This is a genomic window from Maribacter caenipelagi, from assembly GCF_004364175.1.
GTDB classification, from domain to species: Bacteria; Bacteroidota; Bacteroidia; order Flavobacteriales; family Flavobacteriaceae; genus Maribacter; species Maribacter caenipelagi.
In genome coordinates this window covers 163339-189054 of the sequence record NZ_SNZW01000017.1, presented here as the reverse complement: position 1 = coordinate 189054, position 25716 = coordinate 163339, and the positions used below count along the sequence as shown (strand labels likewise).

The window sequence follows — 25716 nt, the reverse complement described above, 5'->3', positions numbered from 1 at the left end:
AGAAAATAGGTTAATCTTAAAATAGTCTTAAGATTAAGACAACACTGTTTTGCGTTCAATCTAATTTCTTTGTGGCCAAATAACAACCACTTAGAAAATGAAAAACTCAGTATTTTTTTATCTATTCTTTCTTGCGCCATTTATTCTACTTGCGCAGTCAGGTAATGTTCAAGGCACAGTAACAGATGAGAACGGACTTTATTTACCTGGCGCAAGCGCGGTAATCTCATCACTCTCAAGAGGGGCGATTACAGATTTTGACGGTAGGTTTACCATTGTAGATGTCCCTGCAGGTACCTACACAATCCAGGTTTCTTATTTAGGTTATGCCGATTTATCTCAAGAGATTACGGTAATAGCAAATAAAACAATAGATGTAAGTTTAAGTGTAGATCCAAAAACGATGGAGCTAGAAGGTGTTGAGGTTTCTGCTTATGGTTTAAGTGGTCAATCAAAAGCATTGAATACACAGAAAACTAATTTAAATATTACCAATGTTGTATCTACTGATCAAATAGGGAAATTTCCAGATGCCAATATCGGTGATGCTGTAAAAAGAATACCCGGTATAACTATGCAGGTAGATCAAGGTGAGGCTAGAAATATAATTGTTCGTGGTCTTTCACCTCAATTAAACTCCGTTACGCTCAATGGTAGTAGAATACCATCAGCAGAAGGTGATAATAGAAATGTACAGATGGATTTGATTCCTGCAGATATGATACAGTCTATTGAGGTCAGTAAAGCTGTTACACCAGATATGGATGCAGATGCACTGGGTGGGTCGGTAAATTTAATAACAAGGACATCGCCGCAAGGTTTTCGACTTTCTGCAACACTTGGTTCAGGTATAAATTTTATTACTGATAAACCAATATTAAACGGCTCGGTTTTGTTGGGTGACCGTAGCAAAAATGACAAGTTTGGATGGATGATTTCTGTTTCGGGTAACGATAATGACTTTGGTTCTGACAACGTTGAAGCAGAATGGACAGATGAATTTGAATTTAATACAGGTTTAGAAGATGGTGATGGTGAGGCAATTTTAGAAGAAGTAGATGTTGATCCTTATGTTAATGTATATGAGCAACGAGAATACTTGGTTCAACGTATTAGACGTAGCTTTTCGGCCAATTTAGATTATAAGTTCAATGTTAACAATACAGTGTTTTTAAAAACAATGTATAATTGGAGAGATGATCGTGAAAACAGATTTCGTTTAGAGCATGAGATTTTAGATGGTGAAGATATTGTAGAAGGAGACTTTACAATTACCAACGGCGTGCCTACTAGGTTTCCTGTCGAGGTTAAAAGACAATCTAAAGGTGGTATTGACAGTAATAGAAATAAAAATCGCCGTTTAGAAGATCAACGTATGCAGAATTACAGTTTAGGTGGTAATCATCTTTGGGGTAATCTAAAAGTAGATTGGATGACCTCTTTTGCAAAAGCATCAGAAGAGCGATTAAATGAACGATATGCTGAATTTGAATCAGAATATATTATTAATAATGATGTGTTGAATTCTAGATATCCAAGATTTTCGGCGGCCAACATGGCAGATGAAGATTTAGATAATTTTGAGTATGGAGAGATTACAGAAGAAAATCAGTATACCGAGGAAGAAGATGTAAATGTATTCGTCAATTTTGAAGTTCCTGCAGATATATTTGGACAAGGAGATGGATCTATAAAATTTGGAGCTAGAGGTCGTTTTAAATCAAAATTAAGGGATAATAATTTTTATGAATTTGATTTAGAAGATACTTTTTCAACTTTGGCAACCGTACCGGTTAAAGATTACAGCGATCCAGATTATCTAGCGGGAAGTCAGTATCAAATTGGTTCTTTTGCAAGTGAGGAATGGTTAGGTGCTTTAGATCTAAATATTGCAGAAGGGGAGTTGGTCGTAGATGAATTTGCCCCAGGTAACTTTAAGGTAAACGAAGATGTTTTGGCTGGTTATGTTATGCTAAATCAGAAACTCTCTGAAAAACTTAGTGCTTTGGTAGGGGTAAGAATAGAAAACACCAAATTGGAATCTAAGGGTAATAGGGTCGTTTATATAGAAGAAGATGAAGATGCGGGTATAGAAGAGGCAATTTTGGTCGAAGAGGTCAATGGTGAAAATTCATATACAAATGTTTTGCCTGGTGTACATTTAAAATATGACGTATCTAAGAATACAATACTCCGTTTTGCATGGACCAACACCTTGGCAAGACCCAATTATCAAGATCTAATTCCAAGGGCAGAAGTCATTAATGAAGATAAAGAGTTGGTCTTGGGGAATGCAGATCTAAATCCGACTACTTCAATGAATTTTGACCTTATGGCAGAACATTATTTTCAAAGTGTAGGTTTAATTTCAGGAGGTATGTTTTACAAAAATATAGATGAGTTTATTTACACTTTTATATATGAGGCGCCAGATGATAGTTTGGGTGCAGGTACAGAAGGTTATGATGTTTTTCAGCCTTTAAATGGAGACAGTGCCACACTTTTTGGTTTAGAGTTCGCATTTCAGCGTCAATTAGATTTTCTACCTGGTTTTGCCAAAAACTTTAGTCTTTATTTAAACTATACCTATTTGTCCTCTTCAGCAGATGGTATACGTAATGAAGATGGTGATGAAAGAGAGGATTTGGACTTGCCCAATACGGCACCGAATATGTTCAATGGATCATTGGGCTATGCAGATAAAAAGTTCAGTGCTAGGTTATCCGCTAATTTTTCTGATAGTTACATTGATGAAATTGGGGGCAATGATTTTGAGGATAGATATTATGATACGCAACTATTTTTAGATTTTAACGCAACATTTCAAATCAATAAGAACCTTAGTGTGTATGCAGATTTGAAGAACATAACCGATCAACCGTTACGCTACTTTCAAGGTGTTAAAGAGCGTACGCAACAAATAGAATTCTATGGGCAGCGTTTTACTGTAGGCTTAAAGTATGATGTTTTTAGAAAATAATATAGCACATGTATCAATTACTTAAAATGAAAAAGATATCATATTTATTAACCTTGGTTGCTGTTTTTAATTCTTGTAATCAAAGTATGTTACCTAAAATAGCACCAGATGTTATTACTGAATTTACCTTGAACGATACAGATGATCCTGCAATTTGGGTTAATCCTGAAAACGCAGAAATGAGTATTGTTTTTGGTACTGATAAGAAAACCAACGGAGCTATTTATGCTTTTGATTTAGACGGCAAAATAATAGAAGAGAAAACTATAAGGAATATTAAACGACCGAACAATGTAGATATTGAATATGGTTTTCAGCTCAACGACTCTACTAAAACAGACATTTTGGTGTTTACTGAGCGTGAAAAACAGCAAATTAGAATGTTTTCTGTACCAGATATGAAGCCTTTAGATGGTGGCGGTTTTAAGGTTTTTGAAGATGAAACGTTTGAAGGGAATAGATTGCCAATGGGAGTTAGCTTGTATAAGTCTCCTAAAGATGCAAAGGTATATGCTATTGTGGGTAGAAAAACCGGTCCGGCAGATGGTTATCTGTACCAGTATGCTCTAAATGCTGATAGTTTAGGTATAACCTCTAATTATGTTAGAAAATTCGGCAAGTTTAGCGGCGTAAAGGAAATTGAGGCTATTGCTATTGATGATGAAAATGGGTTTGTTTATTTCTCTGATGAAGGTGTCTGCATAAAAAAATACTATGCCGAACCAAGTATGGGAAGTGAAGAAATATCTTGTTTTGGAGGTGAATACTTTAGTGAAGATATTGAAGGTATAGCAATTGCAAGTTATGCTGATGGACATGGGTATTTAATAGTATCTAATCAACAGAAGGGTGAGTTTAATATTTTTGATAGAGAGACCAATGCGTTTATTACAGCTGTAAACCTATCAACTACTGAAACAGATGGTTGTGAGGCGGTAACGGTACCGTTGAACGATATGTTCAAAAACGGACTTTTCGTCGCGATGAACGACGAAAAGAACTTTTACTTTTATGATTTGGGGAAATTAGGTTTACAATAATTTCTCCCCAATCTCAAACCATGTATTAACACGTTCAAAACCTTCGGTGTTTACATTGTGGGGTGAGGTAAACTGTAAACTTCTACCATCAAAATTCTCTAGATTAAAACTGCGGTCATCTATCAAAAGATCTCCCTTTAGAATGTGCTTATGACCACAAAGAATTCGATTTTGCCAAGGTAGAAAAGGAAAGTGTTCATCTAACCATTCGCTTTTTTCTTCTAATGAATTCGGAAACTGCATGGCGGCAGATGCTATATAGATCTCATGTTTGTTGGCTAGTTTAGATAGTATTTCTTGGCTACCGGCAATAGGTTTTAAGTTTCTGAAAAAACCTCTTCTAGTAGCGTGTTTGCGCACACTATCTTGGTGTGCCTCTGGCACCATATGCCATACCTCTGATCCTTTGCATATTTCTGTGGTCAGCTCACCCTTAAATTCTGCATTGTAGATTTCTATATGGGCACCATAGGTATCTGCAATAACCTCGTCCATATCAACAAATAGTATCATATATATTTTTCTTGATTTAATAAAAGAAATGCGGTCGTTGAAAATCAATTTTCCATTTAAGAATTAAAGCTATGAATTTTGAAATAAACTGGTGGACTGCTTAACAATCATTTAATGCCATTTATAGAACAAAGCACCAATTGGGTTAATAATAAAATTTATAAGAGAAGATTTACGGTTTGTCTTCGTGTATTTTGCAGATCTAATTCTAAATAATCATATCATGAAAAAATCAATTATCTGCATGGCAATGGCGAGTACGTTATTATTTTCTAGTTGCTTGGGGTCTTTTAGCGCCTTCAATAATTTAAAAGACTGGAACCAAGGTGTATCTGATAGTAAGTTTGTAAACAACTTGGTGTTTTGGGGCTTGAACATTATACCGGTTTATGGCTTATTCTTTTTAGGTGACACCATAATCTTTAACGTAATTGAATTTTGGAGTGGCTCTAACCCAATAGCGATGGAAGATGGGGAGTCAGAGACTCAAATGGTAGAAAGAGATGGTAATACCTTCGAAATGACTGCTACTAAGAACAGAATGCAAGTAACCGTAGTTGAAGGTCCTAAAAAAGGGAAAAAAATTGATTTGGTTTATAAGCCAGCTGATAAATCTTGGAATGCCGTAAGACCTAATGGGGAGATAATAAAATTATCATCTTTCGAAGAAGGTTTTTATATTGTTTACATGCCAAATGGAAAAGAGGTTAAAATTAATCCGTTAAGCTCTAAAGAAGAAGGTTTGGCTCAAATTAAAGAGCAAACAGATTGTTATTTTTTAGAGGGGATGTTGGCAGAAAACAACTAGTCCGAAGAAAATAGAAGTATAAAAAAAGTCCTGATGACAATCAGGACTTTTTTAGTTTCTAAAACCAATGTTCTAGTATCTGTAGTATTCAGGTTTGAAAGGACCTTCAACTGTAACACCAATATAATCGGCTTGGTAATCTTTCAATTCTGTAAGCTCAGCTCCTAAACGAGATAAGTGAAGTTTTGCAACCTTCTCATCTAAATGCTTAGGTAGCATATAAACATCGTTCTCGTAGTTGGTACTATTTTTCCAAAGCTCGATTTGAGCAAGCGTTTGGTTGGTGAATGAGTTACTCATTACAAAACTAGGGTGCCCTGTTGCACAACCTAAGTTTACCAATCTGCCTTCAGCTAAGATGATTAAATCTTTACCATTAATAGTGTATTTATCTACTTGTGGTTTAATTTCATCTTTAGTACTACCATGGTTTTTGTTCAACCATGCCATATCGATCTCATTGTCAAAATGACCAATGTTACAAACAATAGCTTTATCCTTTAGAGCTTCAAAATGCTCAGCTCTAATAATATCTTTATTTCCGGTTGTAGTAATTACGATATCGGCGTTGCCAATAACCGTTTCTAGTTTTTTAACTTCAAATCCGTCCATACAAGCTTGTAATGCACAAATTGGATCGATTTCTGTAACGGTTACAATAGAACCAGCGCCTTTAAAAGAAGCTGCGGTACCTTTACCTACATCGCCATAACCTGCAACAACAACACGTTTGCCTGCAAGCATAGTATCAGTAGCTCTACGTATAGCATCAACAGCACTTTCGCGACATCCGTACTTGTTATCGAATTTCGATTTTGTAACGGAATCATTAACGTTTATAGCTGGCATAGGTAAAGTTCCATTCTTTACACGTTCGTATAAACGGTGAACACCTGTGGTAGTTTCTTCAGAAAGACCTTTGATTTCTCCTGCCATTTCTGGGTACTTATCCAATACCATATTGGTAAGGTCACCACCATCGTCTAAGATCATGTTTAATGGTTTTCTGTCTTCACCAAAGAACAACGTTTGTTCGATACACCAATCAAACTCCTCTTCGTTCATACCTTTCCAAGCATAAACGGGCACGCCTGTTGCTGCGATAGCTGCAGCAGCTTGATCTTGAGTAGAAAATATGTTGCATGAGCTCCAAGTTACATCTGCACCAAGAGCGGTCAATGTTTCGATAAGTACAGCAGTTTGAATCGTCATATGAAGACAACCTGCAATACGAGCTCCCTTTAAAGGTTGCTCATCTTTATACTCTTCTCTTAGTGCCATTAAACCTGGCATTTCAGCTTCTGCTAATTCGATTTCTTTTCTTCCCCAATCAGCAAGGGAAATATCCTTAACCTTATAAGGCACATACGGAATAGTTTTCGTGCTCATATCTTTATTATTTTATACTTTCGTTTATCTGTGTACAGCAATTTTTAATTCGTGCAAAGGTACGAATAACACTAAGAATCCCATGCCGCTTTACAAAACTATAACAGTAAATGAAGAAACCTCCTTAGCTATTTGGATGGTTGACGAGACCGAAGAAAACCTTTGGACGGGTATAGAGCTCACACCCTATTGTCAAAATAGGTTCAACGGTATGAAATCTGAACTTCATCGTAAGGCTTTCTTGAGTATTAGACACTTACTTGCTAAATATGGTTATACAGATGCCGATTTAATCTATGATGAAAATGGCAAGCCGCATTTAAAAGATGGTAATTTTATTTCCATAACACACTCTCATAATTTTACGGGAATTATAATAAGTTCTTCCGAGCATGTAGGTATTGATATTGAAATGCAGCGCGATAAAATTTTACGAATTGCACATAAATTCACTCCGTTTGAAGAATACAAAACACTCGCGAATACTGCTGCGGTGGTTAGAAAGTTGACTATTGTATGGGGAGCAAAAGAATCGCTCTATAAAATTTATGGCCATAGGGGAGTAAGTTTTTTACACCACATCAATGTACAAGATTTTAAATTCGATGCTTACGCCACTACTGCGCAGATTATTTTCGAAAGTAATTTATCGAATTATAAGATTAGATTTCTAGAATTTGAAGAGTTCACCTGTGTTTATGCCACAAGGGATAAAGAATAGAATAAATAAAAGCATACTATATATGGATATATCAGTAGAATTGACCTTTTCGCCATTGCAGGACGATTTTGAACAACACATTATAGATTTCATAAAAAAACTGCGTGATTGTGGCTTAACCGTTTTAGAAAATCCGTTAAGTACACAGGTATTTGGATCTTATGATGAGGTAATGAACGTATTGAACGCCGAAATCAAAACAGCATTTGAACTCATGGACCGCGGACTCCTATTCATGAAAATAGTTAAATCTGATAGAAGCGACTATGAGCCCCATTTTTGATTATCTCTTTGGTCAATATTCCGATTATGATACTTTAGATATTATCCTAGAGATTGTAGCGGTCATTTTTGGACTGTTATCGGTGTGGTTTTCCAAACAGAATAAAATTTTGGTGTACCCTACAGGGTTAATCAGTACTTCTATATTTGTCTATCTCTTATTAAAATGGGGTTTGTTAGGTGATATGATGATTAATGCCTACTATTTTATAATGAGTTTGTATGGTTGGTATATTTGGACTAGAAAGGTAGATGCAGACCACTACACACCTATTACCAGGGTAACCAAAAAAGAAAATATCACCTCGGTTTTAATTTTTATAGGTACGATTATTTTTGTGTTTACCGTTTACCAAATTTTTGATAAGTGGAATAGTTGGACGGCTTATGTTGATACCATAACAACAGCTATATTTTTTGTGGGTATGTGGCTGATGGCCAAAAGGAAAGTAGAAAATTGGATATATTGGATCGTTGGAGATTTAGTATCTATTCCATTATATTTTTATAAAGGATTTACATTTACTAGTTTTCAATATCTCATTTTTACAATATTGGCCTTTTACGGGTATAATGCATGGAAGAAAAATACAGACAAGAACCTTCAAATGTCTTAAAAGTGGTTCTTTTTGGACCAGAATCTACAGGTAAGACAACATTGTCAGAACAATTGGCAAGGCATTACCATACCGTTTGGGTACCAGAATATGCCAGAGATTATTTGCAAGATAAATGGAACAACGAACGTAAAACTTGTGAGCCTCACGATTTGTTGCCCATTGCCGAAGGACAAATGCGCTTAGAGAATAAGTTGACCAAAAAAGCTACGGATATTCTTATTTGCGATACCGATTTGTTAGAAACCAAAGTATATTCAGAGGCATATTATGTTGGTGATTGCGATCCTATTTTAGAAAAATATGCATTGGAGAATTCATATGATCTTTATTTGCTGACCTATATAGATATTCCTTGGGAAGCGGATGATTTAAGGGATAAGCCAAATGAAAGGGAACAAATGTTCAATTATTTTAAAGATACTTTAGAAAAATACGGTAAAAATTTTATTACCTTGAAGGGGAACAAAAAAGAACGTTTACAAAAAGCCATTAACCATATAGATACCTTATTACATAAATGATTGAACTTACAGATAAAGATATAAAACAATTAGAGAAAAAGGGAATTTCTAAAGAGCAAATGTTGAGTCATATCAACACTTTTAAAGAAGGTATACCTTTTGTGAAATTGGAGAATGCGGCCGTAATAGGAAATGGTATTCTTAAATTTTCTGATGCAGAAGAGAAAGCACTCATTGCATTTTATGATTCAAAACTAAAAGGACTTGATATTTTAAAATTTGTTCCAGCTTCTGGTGCTGCTTCAAGAATGTTCAAGGCTTTATTTAGCTTTTTAGGAGCTTATAATCCTGCAGAAGAAACCTTAGATGCTTATTTAGCGAGAACTAATGATAAAGATATTAAAAAGTTCTCTGAAGGTTTAGAGCGTTTTCCGTTTTACCAAAAGGTGATGGATAGAATAACGTTGAAATCTGATTCTCAAGGAGAAAAAGTTTTTAGTTTTATCTCTGAGCTGTTAGGCGAGAATGCACTGAACTATGGTTTTTATCCAAAAGGGTTATTACCATTTCATAAATACGAATCTTCTGCTGCAACTCCTTTTGAAGAACATTTAAAAGAAGGAGCTTTATATGCAGGTTCTAACGGAAAGGCAAATTTACATTTTACAATCTCTGAGCAGCATGAAGAAATGTTTGGGGAAGAATTTAAAGCCTCTGGACCAAAAGTTTCAGTAGATACAGGTATTACCTATAATGTAGATTATTCTTTCCAAAAACCATCGACCGATACATTAGCGGTAGATATGGATAATAACCCATTTAGAAATGAAGATGGTACTGTGTTGTTTAGACCAGGTGGTCATGGTGCATTGATACAGAATTTAAACGAGCAGGATGCCGATGTAATATTTATAAAAAATATTGATAACGTTGCCGTAATGAAAGATGCTAAGGCGGTTGCCGATAGTAAAAAAGTATTGGCAGGTGTACTTCTAAAAGAGCAGGAAAAAGCATTTGAATATGCGTCTTTATTGGACAAGGGTACTGTTGATGATGCGCAAATTGAAGAAATTAGAAACTTTTTAGTTACAAATTTAAATGTACGTTTCTCAGATGACTTTGATTCAAAATCAGACAGCGATAAAATAGCCATATTAAAAGATAAGATTAACAGACCTATTCGTATTTGCGGTATGGTGAAGAATGAAGGTGAGCCTGGTGGTGGTCCGTTTTGGGTAACTAATGGTAAAGGTGAAGTGTCTTTACAGATTATAGAATCTGCCCAGATAGATATGGACGATCAACAACAGGCAAATCTTCTGAAGAATTCTACGCATTTTAATCCGGTAGATTTGGTTTGTGCCGTTCGGAACTATAAAGGAGAGAAATATGACTTATTAAAGTTTGTTGACGAGAAGCAAGGTTTTATTACAGGTAAAACTAAAGATGGTAAAGAATTAAAAGCTCTGGAGCTTCCTGGCTTATGGAACGGTGCCATGGCATTTTGGAATACTATCTTCGTAGAAGTTCCTTTAGTGACCTTTAATCCTGTTAAAAGTGTTGTAGATCTTTTGAAAGATTCTCATCAGGCTTAGAACATAACATATAGTATTGTATAAAAAAGTGTGTAGTTTCTACACACTTTTTTTGTTTACACACATTTTTACCCAGAATGCAAATCAGCTGAATAATTATAATTATATGATATAGAGTATTTTATGTGTTGCCTATGGATAAATTATTTAGTGGCACAGTTTTCCTATTATACTTTTCAAGAATGTTTAATTTAAGTTATATAAATATGAAAAATTTAGTTTTTGCCACAGCTTTAGCCATAGGTAGTTTAACAATAGGTACTGCCGCTACCCCAATTATATTTCATGATGGTATTATGGAAGATATCTTTTTACAAGATTATACAGAAGTAGCTGCTTCTGATTTACCCACACCAATTGTAAACGCTTTAGAAACAGATTATGAAGGTGCCATGTTAAATAAAGCTTATGTTGACGACGAAAATAATTACAAATTAGAAATTACTTCGCAAGACGGAACGGCAACAGTACTTTATGCAGATGCAGAGGGTAACTGGTTAGAAATGTAAGAATTAGAAGTTTGAGTTAGTTGTTTATGAAAAGCTGCCTAGGCAGCTTTTTTACTTTTAAAGTTTTAAAATTTAGTTATGTGATAATCCATATGTAAGATTACTCCGTAAGTATTCTAAGATTGAGAGTTGTTAACGATTAAAATATTAAGCATGAAAAATTACGCATTACTTGTATTCTTAACTTTTGGAATAATGTTGAACGCAACAGCAAAAACTAGTTCAGATATAATTAAAACAGAAGTTGTAATTAATACGGTCGACGAGTACGTAAAAATAAAATCGAGCGAACTAACACCGCCGGTTATCGAAGAAATATTAAAGCAGTACCCAACATCTAAACTTGGTGGTGCTTTCAAAAATGATAAGGGAGAGTTCAAATTAATAATGGTACTTAAAAGCGGAACAAGAAAGACCGTTTACATAGACCAGTACGGTAATTGGATCAATAAAAGATAGTCTGCTATACGGACAGAAATAAAAAAAAACTGCATTTCGCAGTTTTTTTTTATTTAAAATGTGACCTATCAGAAAATGTTGTGTCTAAATAAGTGAAGCAAGTTATGAAACAATGGTCACATTAGTATTTATTTTAGTATTAAGCACAGTTTTGATTTTTTCATTAGGTGTCATATCAAAATTATGTTTAGAGAAATAAATAATTAAAACATCACTTTCGCGTAAACACTAACCGTTAACTATGAAAGTGCCACCAAATAATTGTATTTGAAATAATCCCCCGGATTAGCATTGCCAATTTTAGTTGTTGTTGAATTGATTGAGGTGTTGATTTAAAATTTTAAGACAAGAGTTTGATAGGTGGTTTGAGGGGGGCTGCAATTTGCAGCTCCTTTTTTTTTGTCTTCAATAAAGTTCTCAGGCTATTTTTTGGGTGTAAATATTGAGTAAAAATTACACAGTACTATGTATTAGATACAATTTTACCCAGGTATTTAATAGATGGATAAATGTAAATTACTGATAATCAGATATATTTTCATGTGTTCTTTTTATGGCACTCTTTTTTCTTAGTTAATAGTATAGAAATGTATTATTAACTTAAATATAGAAAATATGAAAACTTTATTTTTATTAGGAGCAATGACAATAGGAGGTTTTGCAATGAATGCACAAGAGGCATTGGTTTCAGAAAATGGAATACAGCATAATCAAGTAAATGAAATTTTAATTCTAGCGGAAGATTTTGAAGAGATTTCAGTAGCAGAAGTACCACAAGCAGTAACAGATGCAATATCTAAAAATTTTCCAACGGCAAATTTAGATAAGGCTTATACAAATGAAAAGAAACAATATAAATTAATATTATCTCTTGAAGACGGCACGCAAGGTACAGTGTATGCAGATGAAGAAGGTAATTGGATAGATATGTAATTATAGAGAAACTTGTTTGTTCAAGTTGGTTTGGTCAGGAAAGGATAGCTAAAGGCTATTCTTTCCTTTTTTTATGTCATTTTTTAAATGAACGTTTAAAAGCTTTATGATAATTTTAAAATACAAATAGTCGGCTTATGGTATTTTTACGTAGATACTGAGAACACCTAATTGACTATGACTAAAATTCTAATCATTGAAGATGATACTTCATTTGCTCAAATGCTTCAAAAGTTTCTGGTAAGAAATAGTTTTGATGTAGTAATAAGTCACACTGGGTTAGAGGGTGAAAAACAATTAAAAGAACACGATTTTCAATTAGTAATTACAGACTTACGTCTACCGGATTATGACGGAATTAAATTGGTGTGTGAGTTAAAAGGAAAGATTCCAGTAATTGTAATGACGGGTTATGCAGAAGTCACTACAGCGGTAAAAGCAATGAAAATGGGTGCTTACGATTATATTTCTAAACCATTTACACCAGATCAAATGTTGTCGGTTATTGACGGTGCTTTAAATTCAAAACCTGTGTATTCAAAAGAAAGTACTCAAGAAAAACCTGAAAATTCTAAGGATAAACTAGTAGATGTGCTGAGTAAATCTAATTCAAATGAATTGATTCTAACGAGTGATGCCACCCAAAAATTAGAAGAATACATTGCTTTGGTAGCACCAACAGATATGTCAGTTTTAATTATTGGAGAAAGTGGAACAGGTAAAGAAGTTACGGCAAAATCAATTCACCAAAAAAGTACTAGAAGTAAAAAGTCTTTTGTGGCATTAGATTGTGGGGCAATACCAAAAGAACTTGCGGCAAGTGAGTTTTTTGGACATATAAAAGGAAGTTTTACAGGGGCTGTAGCCGATAAAATGGGAAGTTTTGAAGCTGCCAATGGGGGAACTTTGTTTTTGGATGAAGTAGGTAATCTCTCTTATGAGAACCAAATACAATTATTGCGAGCCTTGCAAGAGCGAAAGATTAAGAGAATAGGTAGTAATACGGAAATTCTGGTTGATGTTAGAATTTTGTCGGCAACGAATGAAGATTTAAAAGCTGCGGTAGAAAAAGGAACATTTCGTGAAGATCTGTACCATAGGTTGAATGAGTTTTCATTACAAATTCCCGCTTTGAAAAACAGGTATGGAGATCTGCCGGTATTAGCCACTTACTTTTTAGGAAAATTCAACGAAAAGCTAAATAAGGAAATTATTGATTTTTCAGATGAGGTGTGGGATATTTTTGAGGCATATCATTGGCCAGGAAATATACGAGAATTACAAAATGTCATACAACGTGCCGTGCTATTGACCACAACAGATAAAGTGCAGGCAAATACATTACCGTCAGAACTAATGAGTCCGGTTTTGGAAACAGTAGCATTGGGTAATCTCTCTAAGGCAGATTTTGAAAAAGAACAAATTGTAAATGCATTAAAGCGTACCAATTACAATAAATCTAAAGCGGCAAAATTGTTACAGGTAACCAGAAAAACACTGTATAATAGAATCAATTATTATGATTTGGATCTTTAAGTATTTCTTCAGAAAGTACTTCTGTTAAAATATTGATCTCTTTCTGTAATTCTTGATATTTTTCTTCTAATTGCTGATTACTGAATTCATCGGTTTTCAATACTTCAAAAATCTCTAAAATAGGTATAGCGGTATATACTTCTAATTGACGAAACATGGGGAGCATTTTATGGGCAGTTTTGTTTAGTTGCCCAATGTCAATATTAGTTGCTGCAGTACGAAGTTGCTGTAGGTTTTCTGCAGTATCTTTTTTGAAAATTAGTAATACTTCGTTAATGGCATTCTGATCATCACCCAAAAACATCTTTATATTATTTAAGCTAAATGGCTTGTTATTTTCTTCATCAGTCAAAACAATGGTACTACTTTGAGCTTCGGTGTAGTTATTGAATAATCGATGGAGTTTTTGTAATAAATCTGTTTTAGAAAATGGCTTACGGATAAGGTCGGTAAATCCCTTTTCTGTAAAATGTTCTAGTGATAAATCTCGCCTTCCTGTCATTGCCAAGATGGGTTGATTTTGGTAATTTTTTAATACGCCAGATTTTAATTGGGTTACAACCTCATAGCCTGTAACGGTAGGCATTTCTATATCGGTCAAAACCACATCAAAGTTAAAATTCTCCTTGGGGTTTAATTCGTTAAAGTCTGTAAACAACTGCGCTTCAATTCCCTCAGATTTTAGCATTTCGCCGATGAGGTTTAAGAGAGATGTATCATCATCAAATACAATCATTTTTATATCTTCTAATGCTATAATTGATTGATTTTCATCTTCCGAATCTTCTCCGAATTCAATAGGTATTTCAAGCGTGAACGTACTCCCTTTATTAATGTCACTTTCTAACAAAATGGATCCTTCAAGTAACTCGGTAAGTTTTTTGGTGATGGTAAGGCCTAACCCGTATCCACCATATTTTTTTTCGGTATCGTTCTCGGCTTGCGTAAATTCTTTAAAGATCAGCTCTTGTTTCTCTTTAGAAATTCCAATTCCGGTATCGGTTATTTTTAGTTTTAAGGTTTTAGAATTTTTATTGTCCAATATGATTCCGTTCAAGGTAATAGTCCCTTTTTCTGTGAACTTGTAGGCATTTCCTAAAAGGTTTGATATAATTTGTCGCAGACGAAAAGCATCTGAAATAATAGGTAGTTTTATAGAATCATCTAAATTTAAAACCATCTCAATTTTCTTGTTTTGGTATTGAGATGCTATGTTCTTGGAGCTTTCCCGTATTAATTTATCTACCCTAAAAGTAGAATTTTTAGCAACCATTTTTCCTGCTTCTAATTGAGAGAAATCCAACAAATCATTTACTAGATTGTTGACATAGGCAGTAGCAGATTTAATATGGGTAATATGTTCTTTATTGTCCTTTCTGTTGTCACTTTCTTCAATAATATCGGCATAACCACTTATGGTGTTTAAAGGAGTACGCAAATCATGACTAACAGTAGCTATTAATTGTTCCCTGCTTTTTAATAAAGATTCTGAATATGCCTTTTCTTTTTCTAATTTTTCTCGGTAAACGTTCGCTTTCCAAAAATCTCTATTAAGAATAAAAGTAAAAATTCCAACTACTAGAAAACCAAGAATTGCGGCAATAACAGCTAGGCGAATACTTCTTTTTAGCAACGTTTCTTTTTTAATGGAATTTGCTAAGCTGTTCATGATGATCTCTTGCTCAAAAGATGAAAGTATGGTGCGTAATTGCTGCGATAATTCTACATCTGTTCTGTTGATAGTTGTTTCTCTAATAGCTAAAGAATTTTCATTTATAGTGTTTTCTTCCTGTATGTCTTTTAAAAGATTTTTAGACACCTGAACTACACTATCCATAGTTTGTGTATTCTGTTTTGGGTCACCATCGGCAGGTACGTTTGCATTTAAATAATCTGCCACCTTTTTTATGGCACTCTGTGCTTTAGGTGAAAGCTCATTAAGGTTAGGTGCTAAACCTTCAGGTTTAATTATGCCTAAAGATTCTTCTAGCTTATCAAATTCCTTAAGAGCAGAGTTTATGGCCGTACCTGTTTGATCTTTAAGCCTAATGGAACGTAAGGCATTTATATTGGTAACTTTTTTATTAAGTAAAGAACTTAGGCTATCTAAAAGACCGCGTTGATGTTCACTCTCCGTAAGTGATTTTAATTCTTCGATACAAGTGTAGAGGGAGTCTATCTTATGCTCATAAGCGGTAAAATTGATTTTGCTTTTGGTTTGCAAGGCAAGTTTAGAGAGACTTTCAGCTTCATATAATTGCGCAAGAAAAGAGTTAGTTTTAAGCAGTTTATTATCTTTTTCCGTTGTTTGTTCAGTAGATACATAGTCTTGTACTTCATTGTAGATATAATAAGAGGCAATGACCCCTAGAATAATTAGAAGTAGATAACTAATAGTAATCTTAAGAGTGAATTTATTTTTTTTTGAATCCATATGCCGTTTCAATACTCGTAGTATATGTACGATAAAACTGTGGCAAGAAGCTCTAAAATGATGTTAATTAAACAAGTTGTTATTTTTTTAAATTTATTTATGACAGTTTAAATAACTGCATTACATTTGCCGCATCTCAAAGGGGTGCCGAGTTCTAATTTTAGAACAAAGCTGAGATTATACCCAAAGAACCTGGGCAGGTAATGCTGCCAAGGGATAGTCCAAAAAATATTTTATTTTTTGGAGTAAGATGTAGTATGAGTTTTTTATTCATGTGAAGTCTTTTGGAAATCGAGCTTAGTTGCTCAAAAATCAATTTTAACATTAGAATAATAGCCCCTTTTATTCGTAATTATTTTACGAATGAAACTATCTATTTTCACAATTGCGGCGTTTTTTACGCTGAGTATGGGTGTCTGTGCCCAAGAACAGGAAACCGACTCTTTAGAGGGTAAAAAAGTAGTGTTGGACGAAGTTTTCGTCTCAGCGATTAGGGTAACCAAAGAATCTCCGGTTACATTTTCAAATCTTACAAAAGAGGATATTAAGCCTAGAAATTTGGGTCAGGATATTCCTGTTTTAATGAATTTTTTACCATCTGTAGTAACCACCACAGATGCAGGTGCAAGTGTAGGTTATACAGGTATTCGAGTTAGGGGTAGCGATGCTACACGTGTAAACGTTACCATTAACGGTATACCTTATAACGATGCGGAATCTCAAGGTACATTTTGGGTAAACATGCCAGATTTTGCATCTTCTACAGAGAGTTTGCAATTGCAGCGTGGTGTGGGTACATCAACTAACGGTGCAGGAGCTTTTGGTGCTAGCTTAAATGTGTTGACCGACGGATTCTTGCAAGATGCATACGGGCAAATATCTACTTCTATTGGTAGTTATAGTACTTTACGAAGTAACTTGAAATTCAGTACCGGACTCTTAAATGACCATGTTGAAATTTCCGGTAGGTTATCACAAATAAATTCTGACGGATATATAGATAGAGCTCGCTCAGATTTGGAATCTTACTTCGTGCAAGGCGCATACAAAGACGACAATACGTTGATTAAAGCATTGATTTTTGGTGGTCATGAAATTACCTATCAAGCATGGTATGGTATAGATGCGCAAACTTTAAAGGATGATAGAACGTTTAATCCTTCAGGTATTTATACAGATTTAGATGGAAACACCCAATTTTATGATAATGAGGTAGATAATTATAAGCAGGACCATGCACAGCTCTTATGGAACGAACAAATTTCAGATTTCTGGAGTACAAATATTGCCTTACATTATACACGAGGTAGAGGCTATTTTGAGCAATATAAAGAAGATGATGATTTTAAAACTTATGGTTTTGATCCATTATTAGTTGATGGGGTAGAAGTAAACTCCACGGATCTAATAAGAAGGCGTTGGTTAGATAACGATTTCTATGGTACTGTTTTTTCTGCTAATTATAAAAAAGACAAGCTAGACTTAATAATGGGTGGTGGCTTTAACAAGTATGAAGGCGACCATTTCGGAGAAGTAATTTGGGCTAGATATGCTAGCAATAGTAGTTATAAAGACCGCTATTATGATGATAGTTCAACTAAAACTGATTTTAATTTGTATGCAAAAGCAAATTATCAATTAACAGATCAGTGGTCGTTATATGGAGATTTGCAATATAGAACCGTTGGATATAAAGCTAATGGAGATGAAACAGGTTTGGTAGATGATACATTTAATTTTTTCAACCCAAAGGCAGGGGTAACGTTCGATTTAAATGCCAATAACAATTTCTACTTGTCTTATGCGGTAGCTAATAGAGAACCAAATAGAAATGATTACGAAAGCGGGAACCCTAAGCCAGAAAAATTAAATGATTTTGAATTAGGGTGGAGATACGTATCTACCAATGTGCAGGTCAATACCAATCTATATTACATGAACTATAAAGATCAATTGGTTGTAACCGGAGAGTTAAATGATGTTGGTGCACCATTAAGAGAGAATGTTGGTGATAGCTACAGATTTGGTTTAGAGGTCGATGCGAATATTAGATTGGACGATAAGTTTAGTGTAAGACCTAATATTGCTATCAGCGATAATAAGAACAAAGATTTCTTTATTGATAGAGATGGACTATTACAAGGTTTGGGAGATACCAATATTGCATTTTCACCAGGTTTAGTTGCGGGTAATGTTCTCACTTATATGCCATGTGAGGCATTGAGTCTTTCGCTGTATTCAAAGTTTGTTGGAGAACAGTATTTAAGTAATACAGATACAGAAGCTTCAAAATTGGATTCTTATTTTACAAACGATTTCAATATTACCTATGAAATTAAAATGAACAGTGTGGTGAAATCCATCATATTCTCTGGATTGGTAAATAACATTCTTAACGAGAAATATGTTTCTAACGGATATACCTATCTAGATAGTTGGTCTACACCAGGTAATACTTTTGAAGTACAAGGGTATTATCCACAAGCAGGTACTAACTTTTTGTTAGGCGCAACGGTGAATTTTTAATTGTGGAATAAAGGATACAAAGTTGTCTTAAATATTTGCTGATAATGTAAGGCGTATAGAAGAATAATCTAAATTAGAATACTAATTTTCAGGTTTATGGAGCGCAACATTCCGGTATTTGGCAGTAGGCTTAGAAACAATATAGTAACGGTGCCAGAGGTCATATCTCAATGCTCTGGTATTCGTGTATTTGGGCAATCTATAAAGTCGTTTTTGTTCAGTACAGATGTGGCAATTATTAGAAATACGAATGCCAATGCAATTATAGCGGTGTATCCGTTTACACCGCAACCGGTGATGTCTAATGCGTTGATCTTAGCTGCAGACAAACCCATTTTTTGTGGTGTCGGAGGCGGACTAACAACTGGTGTGCGATCATTAGAATTGGCAATACATGCAGAATTTCAAGGTGCATTAGGGGTGGTTTTAAACAAACCAACCCCTAATAGCCTTATAACAATGCTCAAAGAAAAAATTGATATACCGGTAACTATTACCGTGGTTTCTGAAAAAGATGATTTTAAGGGAAGGTTAGCTGCAGGGGTTGATATTTTTAATGTATCGGGAGCAGGTAAAACCGCGGATATCATTAAACGAATAAGAGATTTAGATGCCAATGTGGGTATCATTGCAACTGGCGGTAAGACTGAAGAAACTATAGTACAGGCAATTGATGCAGGGGCAAATGCGATATCGTATACTCCGCCAAGTACGGGCGAATTATTTAAGGAAATAATGGATAAATACCGTGCCGAAGAATAATATTTAGTTAGAGATAATTACGCTGCCTCCACTAAAACTGGTGCGGTATTCGAGCATGTCATAATATCGATTTTCATCTTCAGGCGTATTCAATAGTTGACCGGTAAATAGGCTATAGCGATAATCGTCGCATGAGCAAGTAGCAATCTGACCGTCAAGCTCCATTGTTGAACAATCATTAGGGGCGTGATTTGGACAACTGCCTTCAAAAGCTCTAAATTGATCAAAACCTGAGTTAATTACAAAAACACCTCTTGTACCTGCAAGATCACTTGGAATATAGATTGCGCTACCCGTATTTGTAAGAGGACTGTAAGAAGGAAGATTTAAATTAGCTTCAAAACGAAAACCTATTTCTTGTAAATACGGATTTCTGTTTGTACCGTCATTGCTACAAGCAGTGATAATCAATAGAATTACGATGCTTAATCTCTTCATCATGCTTAAATTTAGTTTTAAAAAACTTCAGCAAATGTGCGTAAAAATTATGTATATTTGTGTTAAATCCTCGCTTAAAAAGCCGAATTAACAGGCAATTGCAGAGGATTTGTCTATTTATAAAACGAGGAAGTTATGAGTAACATATCATACTATACAGTCGAGGGGTTAAAAAAACTCAAGGCAGAACTAAATCATTTACGAGATGTAGAACGCCCAAAGGCGTCTCAAGCAATTGCCGAGGCAAGAGATAAAGGCGATTTGTCTGAAAATGCTGAGTACGATGCTGCAAAAGAAGCGCAAGGTCTTTTAGAAATGAAAATTTCGAAAATGGAGAACACAGTGGCTAATGCACGTTTAATTGACGAATCTCAATTAGATACTTCAAAGGTTTTGGTACTATCTACGGTGAAATTGAAAAATCAAAATAATGGCATGGAAATGTCGTATAAGTTAGTGGCTGAAAGTGAAGCTGATACCAAAACAGGAAAAATTTCTGTGAATTCACCAATTGGTAAAGGGCTATTAGGTAAAAAAGTAGGTGACACGGCAGAGATTGCAGTGCCAAGCGGAGCTATTAAATTTGAAATTCTTGAAATTACAAGATCTTAAATTTTTTAAATAACTATATTTAATCCTATCCTTTTTAAAGGGTAGGATTTTTTTATTACCACAAAATAAGAATTACTATGCCAACAATATTTACTAAGATTATAAATGGTGAAATTCCATGTTTTAAAGTTTTCGAAGATGAAAACTTCTTAGCTTTTTTAGATATCAATCCGAATGCAAAAGGGCATACATTGTGTATACCTAAAAAAGAGGTGAACAAAATATTGGACTTAGATGAAGAAACCTATTTAGGTTTAATGTCTTTTTCAAGAAAAGTAGGTAAGGCATTGGAGAGAACAGTTGATTGTAAGCGTGTGGGTATGTCTGTTATTGGTTTAGAGGTGCCACATGTGCATGTTCATTTGATTCCATTAAATGAAATGAAAGATGCTACTTTTCAACACAAGGTAAAATTAAGTAACGAAGAACTTGCTGATCTTGCCAGTGAAATTGGTTCTAAAGTTGAATAGCTCCAGAAATAAATAAGTAAACTAAGCCGGCGAACAATGCTATTAAGACTAAGATAAGGCTATAAAAAAGCAATGTAGGTTTAGATGATTTTTTAGCGGGTATAGCCGTTTTTTGGTAGTAGTTGAACATGCGTTCAATATCATCTGTCCAGCTAACAGGGTAAATTGTTGAATGGCAAGTATTGCAAATTAATTTGTTGCTTAGTTCGCTCGTAATTTTATGAAAGAAGCTACCGTAGGTATGTTTTTGATAAAAAGTAAGATTTAAATCTTGATTAAAACACTCAGGACAGTTATTGCTTAGTTTAGCTTCCTTAATAACTTCTAATTTTTCCTTCGCCATAATTAGTGAGATACTTTTAAAGAAATTTGCATTATAGTTCCTTCTTTTCCAGATGATAACACCTTTATTTTTCCATCGTGATATTCTTCCACAATACGCTTGACCAAAGAAAGTCCTAGGCCCCAACCTCTCTTTTTTGAGGTAAAGCCGGGTGTAAAGATACTATTATAGTTGCTTTTAGAAATACCATGACCCGTATCGGCTATTAAAATATTCACAAATTTATTGTCTTGAACTATTTCTATGGCAATACTACCCTTGCCTCTCATGGCATCAATTCCGTTTTTTACTAAATTTTCTATTGTCCAATTGTATAAAGAACTGTTCAGCATAACAGGTAAGTGATCCACCTTGGTATTAAATGAAAAATGTATAAGTTTTGAGCTTCTGCGCTTTAGATATTCGAAAGCATCTTGTGTTTCTTTTACAATGTCACTTTCTACAAGTTTAGGTAACGAGCCAATTTTAGAAAAACGCTCGGTTATGGTCTGTAATCGATCAATATCTTTTTCAATTTCCTTGGTAATGCTGGGATTGATTGCTTCAGATTTCAATAATTCGTTCCAGCCTAAGAGAGAAGAAAGTGGTGTGCCGATTTGGTGTGCGGTTTCTTTTGCCATACCTGCCCATAGTTTATTCTGTTCTGAAGCTTTATTTGTTTTAAAAAGAAAATAGATTACCGCTGCGAATAGAAAAATAATAAGAAGTAGGGCAATCGGGTAAAATTTTAATTTAGTTAATACATCAGAATTGCCATAATACAAAGTGGCTAAATGTTCTCCTTGTTGATCTATGGATATGGGTGTGTTTTCGTTCTTGAATTTTCTGAGTTGACTTTGAATATAAGCGGAGTCTTTAGACTTGTTCGGCGGAAAATTATTTACCCTTATAGACTTATCTTTATTGATAAGGATCATTGGGGTAGAGGTATTGTTTTGGAAAACTTTCAAGTGAAGACTTCCTAAATCAACGGTTTCAGAAGATTGTAAAAATTCTGACTGTGCGGTAGCCCAAATTTCCATTTTAAGGCGTTCTTCTTCTTTAAATTGTTTGAAAAAGCTATTGGTATTCCATAAGATTAGACTCACCACCACGAAAGAGCCTATCAATAGAAAAATGTTGGAAATTTTGTTTTTAGGAATAAAGTTCATCCAATAGCTGTCTAATACTAAAGATAACCCTAATTGTGAATAATTGTTGTGTTGTTATCCTAGTAGCATGTTTTATTACAGCATCATTTTATGTATTTTTGGACTCTATTGTAAAAAGAGTTCAAGATGGAAATAGAAGGTAAAGTAAAATTGATTGGAGAAACCCAAACTTTTGGGTCTAATGGCTTTAGAAAAAGAGAATTAGTTGTTACTACAGACGAGCAATATCCACAACATATAATGGTCGAGTTTGTTCAAGATAAATGTGATTTATTGAACAGTTATGCTGTTGGGCAAGATGTTAAGGTGAGTATTAACCTTAGAGGAAGAGAATGGACAAATCCTCAAGGTCAAGTAAAGTACTTTAACTCTATTCAAGGATGGCGTATAGAAGGTGCATCTCAAGGAGCGGCATCGGGTATGCCACCAGTTGCACCAATGGAGGCTTTTGAGCCGGCCGATAATTTAAATGAAGAGGATCATGATGATCTTCCTTTCTAAGAATTGTAAAGAAATTTTATAAGACGTTTTGTCTTTATAATAGTAGACTTGTTTAGCTTTAAATAGTTAAACAAGTTTTTTTGTTTTACGACCTTTAATTATTTTGAACGAAAATTAAAAAGCCGCAGCTAGTCATGTATTTTTTGACCGATGAACTTATTTTTCCACCAGTAGATAGTGCCAATGTAGAAGGCTTATTGGCAGTGGGCGGCGACCTCTCTCCAGAACGATTGCTTTTGGCATACCAAAGCGGAATTTTCCCATGGTTCGATAATGATTCTATTATTTTATGGTGGAGTCCTGATCCCAGAATGATCCTATATCCCGATCAAATAAAAATCTCAAAAAGTATGCGAAAAGTTATTCGCAACGAACAATTTCGATTAACTAGAAATACTTGTTTTCAAGAAGTGTTGGAGTATTGCTCATCTGTACCTCGAGAAGGTCAAGATGGTACTTGGATCACCGATGATATGAAAAATGCATATTTAGAATTACATGAAAAAGGTATCGCAAAATCTTATGAAGTATGGGAAGGCGATACTTTGGTTGGGGGACTTTATGGTGTTGATTTAGGTAATGTGTTTTGTGGTGAAAGTATGTTCAGTTTAACTTCTAACGCATCAAAATTTGCTTTTATTAAACTAGCCGAAGATTTAAAAGCTAAAGAGTATAAGGTTATAGATTGCCAACTACATACTGATCATTTAGAAAGTATGGGCGCACAAGAAATATCAAGAGAAGAATTTATGAAGTTTCTAAATTGAGATGACTAGACTGTTTAAAAATAAGAAAACGTATTCTGTTTGCTTGGTGTAATTCTCCATTCTAAACTGCACTCCTAATTGTGCTTTTAGATGTTGTGTGATAGACCAACCTATTTGTGAGGTTAGTCGTTGATCATACATAGGTTTTATATTTTTACCTACACTTAACAAAGATTCTGTGGTGGCTACTAGATAAGGCTCCCCAATATCCAACTTTAAACCATTTAATGGCATATCTACTGCGAAACGATATCTAAAACGATGAACTAAATTAGAGGGTTGAATACGTTGCTCTAATCTAAATCGGTTACCAAAGCGAGCACTATTTGTTTTTTTAGTAATATTGAATTGCTGGGTAAGCCTAAGTTCGTTTTCCTTATCACTTTCAAATGCCTCTCTAAATCGATATTGAACACCTAAACCTATGCTCTTATAAGGATCGATTGTTAAAGATGAAAAATGGGCAATTTCTATTTGTCGTATGGTCAGTTGAGACTTGTTGTCTTGGTACGTATAGTTTCTATTCGATAAAGAAAAGTTCTGTTTAAGTACCGGGGTAACCTTATAGTTTAAAGCAACTTCAGGCTCCCAATAGGCGGTTGTATTATTTTGCGATCGAGCGAGGTAAGTGCCTAAAAATAAAAAAAGGACTATACAGAACCGCATTCTAGTACAGTACGTAATCATAATTTGGAGGAAGAGAAGTTCTTATTTTTTTGAAATTACCTTCTGCATCGAACAGAATTTCATAGTCTAAATACCCTTTGTCTTTTTTGCCTACCACAACAATTTCATAGTTGTTAGAAGGTAGGATTAGGTTCTGGAATGCGTTTTTAAAGATATCCTCCACAGTATCATTATTTGAAGGATATTGTTGTTGAAGTCTCTTTATTTTATATTTAGAGAAATTATTGTTTAAATAACCTACTATTTTGGCATAGGTATCATTAGGTACATCAGTAGATTTAATGAGTATTTCTATATCTTCTAATATACCTTCTTCATTAAATTCTATACTGTACCAAAGCTTGTCTTTCTTAAGTTTGGCCTCATAACTAATTTTAGTGCTATCGGTTTCTTTGTAGAATTTAATACGCTTAAAATCTGTAATATTTTCCTTAATGTTCGCAATTGCCAAAGCTGGGAATTGAGATTTAAGAATACGATGTTCTCTTTCATATTTGTATTGAGAATAACTTAATTGAAAACAGAATAGAAATACAGCAATAGTTATTTTTAAAAGATGATTTTTCATGTTAGTTGAAATTGGTTTTTGCTATACTTGATTATACCTAAAGCAATCTGCTTGATGATCGTTTACCATACCTGTAGCCTGCATAAATGCATAAACGATGGTACTACCGACGAATTTAAATCCTCGTTTTTTTAGGTCTTTACTAATAGCATCTGAAATTGGAGTATTGGCAGGGGCATCTTTATAATTTACGACCTCATTTATAATAGGTTTGTTGTTTACAAAATTCCAAATATAGCTGCTAAAACTGCCAAACTCTTTTTGAATTTCTTGATATGCTATGGCATTGGTCACAGTAGCCCGAACTTTTAGTTTGTTTCTAATAATACCTTCATCCTGTAATAAAGATAATATTTTAGTTTCAGGGTATTTGGCAATTTTCTTATAATCAAAATGATCAAATGCTACTCTAAAGTTCTCTCTTCTTTTTAAAATGGTTATCCAGCTTAAGCCTGCTTGAAAGGTTTCAAGTACTAAAAATTCGAACAAAAGCTCATCATCTTTAACAGGAACTCCCCATTCTTGATCATGATAAGCTTCGTAAAGTGTATCACCTTTGCACCAGCCACATCTATTAGGTTCCATAGTAAAATAATTAAGTAACAAAAGTA

General features: G+C 34.4%; 27 protein-coding genes. 18 read left to right on the top strand and 9 right to left on the bottom strand.

Annotated elements, in window-relative coordinates:
* Positions 1-97: 97 nt before the first annotated feature.
* Both DFQ03_RS15200 and DFQ03_RS15195 read left to right on the top strand, forming a co-directional pair.
* Positions 98-2980 carry a TonB-dependent receptor gene (locus tag DFQ03_RS15200; protein ID WP_133674102.1) on the top strand — a complete coding sequence of 961 codons (2883 nt, stop codon included), beginning with the start codon at positions 98-100 and terminating at the stop codon, positions 2978-2980.
* Between the two features lie 26 nt (positions 2981-3006).
* Entirely contained in the window at positions 3007-4020 is a 1014-nt protein-coding gene (locus DFQ03_RS15195) for a phytase (protein WP_133674101.1), read from the top strand.
* On the opposite strand, the gene DFQ03_RS15190 is transcribed toward DFQ03_RS15195, so the two are convergent.
* On the bottom strand, positions 4012-4533 hold the full coding sequence (locus DFQ03_RS15190; RefSeq protein ID WP_133674100.1) for a 5' nucleotidase, NT5C type: 522 nt from the start codon (positions 4531-4533) through the stop codon (positions 4012-4014). The two genes, DFQ03_RS15195 and DFQ03_RS15190, sit on opposite strands and share 9 nt — an antisense overlap.
* Positions 4534-4756: 223 nt before the next feature.
* Between DFQ03_RS15190 and DFQ03_RS15185 the strand changes: the two genes are divergently transcribed.
* Complete coding sequence (locus DFQ03_RS15185; protein ID WP_133674099.1) at positions 4757-5341, top strand: DUF3332 domain-containing protein; 585 nt, start codon at positions 4757-4759, stop codon at positions 5339-5341.
* Positions 5342-5413: 72 nt separating this feature from the next.
* Here the strand turns inward: DFQ03_RS15185 and ahcY are convergent, their stop codons facing one another.
* Complete coding sequence (gene ahcY / locus DFQ03_RS15180) at positions 5414-6730, bottom strand: adenosylhomocysteinase (RefSeq protein WP_133674098.1); 1317 nt, start codon at positions 6728-6730, stop codon at positions 5414-5416.
* An 82-nt stretch (positions 6731-6812) separates the two neighbouring features.
* Between ahcY and DFQ03_RS15175 the strand changes: the two genes are divergently transcribed.
* The 9 genes from DFQ03_RS15175 (at position 6813) to DFQ03_RS15135 (ending at position 13846) form a co-directional block, all read left to right on the top strand.
* Positions 6813-7451 (top strand): 4'-phosphopantetheinyl transferase family protein, encoded by a 639-nt coding sequence (locus tag DFQ03_RS15175; RefSeq protein ID WP_133674097.1) that lies wholly within the window; start codon positions 6813-6815, stop codon positions 7449-7451.
* Between the two features lie 22 nt (positions 7452-7473).
* Positions 7474-7734, top strand: a complete 261-nt coding sequence (locus tag DFQ03_RS15170; protein WP_133674096.1) for a thiamine-binding protein — start codon at positions 7474-7476, stop codon at positions 7732-7734.
* Positions 7718-8350, top strand: coding sequence for a nicotinamide riboside transporter PnuC (gene pnuC / locus DFQ03_RS15165; protein ID WP_133674095.1), 633 nt, complete (start codon positions 7718-7720; stop codon positions 8348-8350). The genes DFQ03_RS15170 and pnuC overlap by 17 nt, the downstream gene beginning before the upstream one ends.
* On the top strand, positions 8311-8874 hold the full coding sequence (locus tag DFQ03_RS15160) for an AAA family ATPase (RefSeq protein ID WP_133674094.1): 564 nt from the start codon (positions 8311-8313) through the stop codon (positions 8872-8874). The genes pnuC and DFQ03_RS15160 overlap by 40 nt, the downstream gene beginning before the upstream one ends.
* Positions 8871-10409, top strand: coding sequence for a DUF4301 family protein (locus DFQ03_RS15155; RefSeq protein WP_133674093.1), 1539 nt, complete (start codon positions 8871-8873; stop codon positions 10407-10409). The genes DFQ03_RS15160 and DFQ03_RS15155 overlap by 4 nt, the downstream gene beginning before the upstream one ends.
* A 206-nt stretch (positions 10410-10615) precedes the next feature.
* Positions 10616-10918, top strand: a complete 303-nt coding sequence (locus DFQ03_RS15150) for a hypothetical protein (RefSeq protein WP_133674092.1) — start codon at positions 10616-10618, stop codon at positions 10916-10918.
* Between the two features lie 153 nt (positions 10919-11071).
* Positions 11072-11377, top strand: coding sequence for a hypothetical protein (locus DFQ03_RS15145; protein WP_133674091.1), 306 nt, complete (start codon positions 11072-11074; stop codon positions 11375-11377).
* A 615-nt stretch (positions 11378-11992) separates the two neighbouring features.
* Complete coding sequence (locus DFQ03_RS15140; protein ID WP_133674090.1) at positions 11993-12310, top strand: hypothetical protein; 318 nt, start codon at positions 11993-11995, stop codon at positions 12308-12310.
* A gap of 177 nt (positions 12311-12487) precedes the next feature.
* Positions 12488-13846, top strand: a complete 1359-nt coding sequence (locus DFQ03_RS15135; protein ID WP_133674089.1) for a sigma-54-dependent transcriptional regulator — start codon at positions 12488-12490, stop codon at positions 13844-13846.
* Here the strand turns inward: DFQ03_RS15135 and DFQ03_RS15130 are convergent.
* Positions 13821-16280 carry an ATP-binding protein gene (locus DFQ03_RS15130; protein ID WP_133674088.1) on the bottom strand — a complete coding sequence of 820 codons (2460 nt, stop codon included), beginning with the start codon at positions 16278-16280 and terminating at the stop codon, positions 13821-13823. The two genes, DFQ03_RS15135 and DFQ03_RS15130, sit on opposite strands and share 26 nt — an antisense overlap.
* A 363-nt stretch (positions 16281-16643) precedes the next feature.
* On the opposite strand from DFQ03_RS15130, the gene DFQ03_RS15125 reads away from it, so the two are divergent.
* Together DFQ03_RS15125 and DFQ03_RS15120 are read left to right on the top strand one after the other, a co-directional pair.
* The gene (locus DFQ03_RS15125) at positions 16644-18806 is read left to right on the top strand and encodes a TonB-dependent receptor (RefSeq protein WP_133674087.1); all 2163 of its coding nucleotides are present in this window, start codon (positions 16644-16646) and stop codon (positions 18804-18806) included.
* Positions 18807-18902: 96 nt separating this feature from the next.
* Positions 18903-19568, top strand: coding sequence for a beta/alpha barrel domain-containing protein (locus DFQ03_RS15120; RefSeq protein WP_133674086.1), 666 nt, complete (start codon positions 18903-18905; stop codon positions 19566-19568).
* Between the two features lie 3 nt (positions 19569-19571).
* Here the strand turns inward: DFQ03_RS15120 and DFQ03_RS15115 are convergent, their stop codons facing one another.
* A complete protein-coding gene (locus tag DFQ03_RS15115; RefSeq protein ID WP_317128185.1) occupies positions 19572-20009 on the bottom strand; it encodes a Rieske (2Fe-2S) protein in 438 nt (145 codons plus the stop codon).
* Positions 20010-20141: 132 nt separating this feature from the next.
* Between DFQ03_RS15115 and greA the strand changes: the two genes are divergently transcribed.
* Positions 20142-20618 carry a transcription elongation factor GreA gene (greA, locus tag DFQ03_RS15110; RefSeq protein ID WP_133674085.1) on the top strand — a complete coding sequence of 159 codons (477 nt, stop codon included), beginning with the start codon at positions 20142-20144 and terminating at the stop codon, positions 20616-20618.
* Between the two features lie 77 nt (positions 20619-20695).
* Positions 20696-21088: an HIT family protein gene (locus tag DFQ03_RS15105; RefSeq protein WP_133674084.1), complete on the top strand. Its 393-nt coding sequence runs from the start codon at positions 20696-20698 to the stop codon at positions 21086-21088.
* Here the strand turns inward: DFQ03_RS15105 and DFQ03_RS15100 are convergent.
* Together DFQ03_RS15100 and DFQ03_RS15095 are read right to left on the bottom strand one after the other, a co-directional pair.
* A complete protein-coding gene (locus DFQ03_RS15100) occupies positions 21075-21431 on the bottom strand; it encodes a hypothetical protein (protein ID WP_133674083.1) in 357 nt (118 codons plus the stop codon). The genes DFQ03_RS15105 and DFQ03_RS15100 overlap by 14 nt on opposite strands.
* 2 nt (positions 21432-21433) lie before the next feature.
* Positions 21434-22582, bottom strand: coding sequence for a sensor histidine kinase (locus tag DFQ03_RS15095; RefSeq protein ID WP_133674082.1), 1149 nt, complete (start codon positions 22580-22582; stop codon positions 21434-21436).
* A gap of 126 nt (positions 22583-22708) precedes the next feature.
* Between DFQ03_RS15095 and DFQ03_RS15090 the strand changes: the two genes are divergently transcribed.
* Positions 22709-23083, top strand: a complete 375-nt coding sequence (locus DFQ03_RS15090; protein ID WP_133674081.1) for a DUF3127 domain-containing protein — start codon at positions 22709-22711, stop codon at positions 23081-23083.
* Positions 23084-23217: 134 nt separating this feature from the next.
* Positions 23218-23850: a leucyl/phenylalanyl-tRNA--protein transferase gene (gene aat, locus DFQ03_RS15085; protein WP_133674080.1), complete on the top strand. Its 633-nt coding sequence runs from the start codon at positions 23218-23220 to the stop codon at positions 23848-23850.
* On the opposite strand, the gene DFQ03_RS15080 is transcribed toward aat, so the two are convergent.
* Genes DFQ03_RS15080 through DFQ03_RS15070 form a run of 3 tightly spaced genes read right to left on the bottom strand, consistent with a single transcriptional unit; the run spans position 23842 to position 25690 of the window.
* Positions 23842-24537: a DUF2490 domain-containing protein gene (locus DFQ03_RS15080; RefSeq protein WP_133674079.1), complete on the bottom strand. Its 696-nt coding sequence runs from the start codon at positions 24535-24537 to the stop codon at positions 23842-23844. The genes aat and DFQ03_RS15080 overlap by 9 nt on opposite strands.
* Positions 24518-25105 (bottom strand): hypothetical protein, encoded by a 588-nt coding sequence (locus DFQ03_RS15075; RefSeq protein ID WP_243834518.1) that lies wholly within the window; start codon positions 25103-25105, stop codon positions 24518-24520. Before DFQ03_RS15075 ends, DFQ03_RS15080 begins: the two co-directional genes overlap by 20 nt.
* 21 nt (positions 25106-25126) lie before the next feature.
* A complete protein-coding gene (locus DFQ03_RS15070) occupies positions 25127-25690 on the bottom strand; it encodes a DNA-3-methyladenine glycosylase I (RefSeq protein WP_133674078.1) in 564 nt (187 codons plus the stop codon).
* Positions 25691-25716: the final 26 nt, after the last annotated feature.

Excerpts from the sequence above, each read along its gene's own strand:
- DFQ03_RS15200 (WP_133674102.1), top strand. The coding sequence starts at position 98 with ATGAAAAACTCAGTATTTTTTTATCTATTCTTTCTTGCGCCATTTATT.
- DFQ03_RS15195 (WP_133674101.1), top strand. The coding sequence starts at position 3,007 with ATGAAAAAGATATCATATTTATTAACCTTGGTTGCTGTTTTTAATTCT.
- DFQ03_RS15190 (WP_133674100.1), bottom strand. The coding sequence starts at position 4,533 with ATGATACTATTTGTTGATATGGACGAGGTTATTGCAGATACCTATGGT.
- DFQ03_RS15185 (WP_133674099.1), top strand. The coding sequence starts at position 4,757 with ATGAAAAAATCAATTATCTGCATGGCAATGGCGAGTACGTTATTATTT.
- ahcY (WP_133674098.1), bottom strand. The coding sequence starts at position 6,730 with ATGAGCACGAAAACTATTCCGTATGTGCCTTATAAGGTTAAGGATATT.
- DFQ03_RS15175 (WP_133674097.1), top strand. The coding sequence starts at position 6,813 with ATGCCGCTTTACAAAACTATAACAGTAAATGAAGAAACCTCCTTAGCT.
- DFQ03_RS15170 (WP_133674096.1), top strand. The coding sequence starts at position 7,474 with ATGGATATATCAGTAGAATTGACCTTTTCGCCATTGCAGGACGATTTT.
- pnuC (WP_133674095.1), top strand. The coding sequence starts at position 7,718 with ATGAGCCCCATTTTTGATTATCTCTTTGGTCAATATTCCGATTATGAT.
- DFQ03_RS15160 (WP_133674094.1), top strand. The coding sequence starts at position 8,311 with ATGGAAGAAAAATACAGACAAGAACCTTCAAATGTCTTAAAAGTGGTT.
- DFQ03_RS15155 (WP_133674093.1), top strand. The coding sequence starts at position 8,871 with ATGATTGAACTTACAGATAAAGATATAAAACAATTAGAGAAAAAGGGA.
- DFQ03_RS15150 (WP_133674092.1), top strand. The coding sequence starts at position 10,616 with ATGAAAAATTTAGTTTTTGCCACAGCTTTAGCCATAGGTAGTTTAACA.
- DFQ03_RS15145 (WP_133674091.1), top strand. The coding sequence starts at position 11,072 with ATGAAAAATTACGCATTACTTGTATTCTTAACTTTTGGAATAATGTTG.
- DFQ03_RS15140 (WP_133674090.1), top strand. The coding sequence starts at position 11,993 with ATGAAAACTTTATTTTTATTAGGAGCAATGACAATAGGAGGTTTTGCA.
- DFQ03_RS15135 (WP_133674089.1), top strand. The coding sequence starts at position 12,488 with ATGACTAAAATTCTAATCATTGAAGATGATACTTCATTTGCTCAAATG.
- DFQ03_RS15130 (WP_133674088.1), bottom strand. The coding sequence starts at position 16,280 with ATGGATTCAAAAAAAAATAAATTCACTCTTAAGATTACTATTAGTTAT.
- DFQ03_RS15125 (WP_133674087.1), top strand. The coding sequence starts at position 16,644 with ATGAAACTATCTATTTTCACAATTGCGGCGTTTTTTACGCTGAGTATG.
- DFQ03_RS15120 (WP_133674086.1), top strand. The coding sequence starts at position 18,903 with ATGGAGCGCAACATTCCGGTATTTGGCAGTAGGCTTAGAAACAATATA.
- DFQ03_RS15115 (WP_317128185.1), bottom strand. The coding sequence starts at position 20,009 with ATGATGAAGAGATTAAGCATCGTAATTCTATTGATTATCACTGCTTGT.
- greA (WP_133674085.1), top strand. The coding sequence starts at position 20,142 with ATGAGTAACATATCATACTATACAGTCGAGGGGTTAAAAAAACTCAAG.
- DFQ03_RS15105 (WP_133674084.1), top strand. The coding sequence starts at position 20,696 with ATGCCAACAATATTTACTAAGATTATAAATGGTGAAATTCCATGTTTT.
- DFQ03_RS15100 (WP_133674083.1), bottom strand. The coding sequence starts at position 21,431 with ATGGCGAAGGAAAAATTAGAAGTTATTAAGGAAGCTAAACTAAGCAAT.
- DFQ03_RS15095 (WP_133674082.1), bottom strand. The coding sequence starts at position 22,582 with ATGAACTTTATTCCTAAAAACAAAATTTCCAACATTTTTCTATTGATA.
- DFQ03_RS15090 (WP_133674081.1), top strand. The coding sequence starts at position 22,709 with ATGGAAATAGAAGGTAAAGTAAAATTGATTGGAGAAACCCAAACTTTT.
- aat (WP_133674080.1), top strand. The coding sequence starts at position 23,218 with ATGTATTTTTTGACCGATGAACTTATTTTTCCACCAGTAGATAGTGCC.
- DFQ03_RS15080 (WP_133674079.1), bottom strand. The coding sequence starts at position 24,537 with ATGATTACGTACTGTACTAGAATGCGGTTCTGTATAGTCCTTTTTTTA.
- DFQ03_RS15075 (WP_243834518.1), bottom strand. The coding sequence starts at position 25,105 with ATGAAAAATCATCTTTTAAAAATAACTATTGCTGTATTTCTATTCTGT.
- DFQ03_RS15070 (WP_133674078.1), bottom strand. The coding sequence starts at position 25,690 with ATGGAACCTAATAGATGTGGCTGGTGCAAAGGTGATACACTTTACGAA.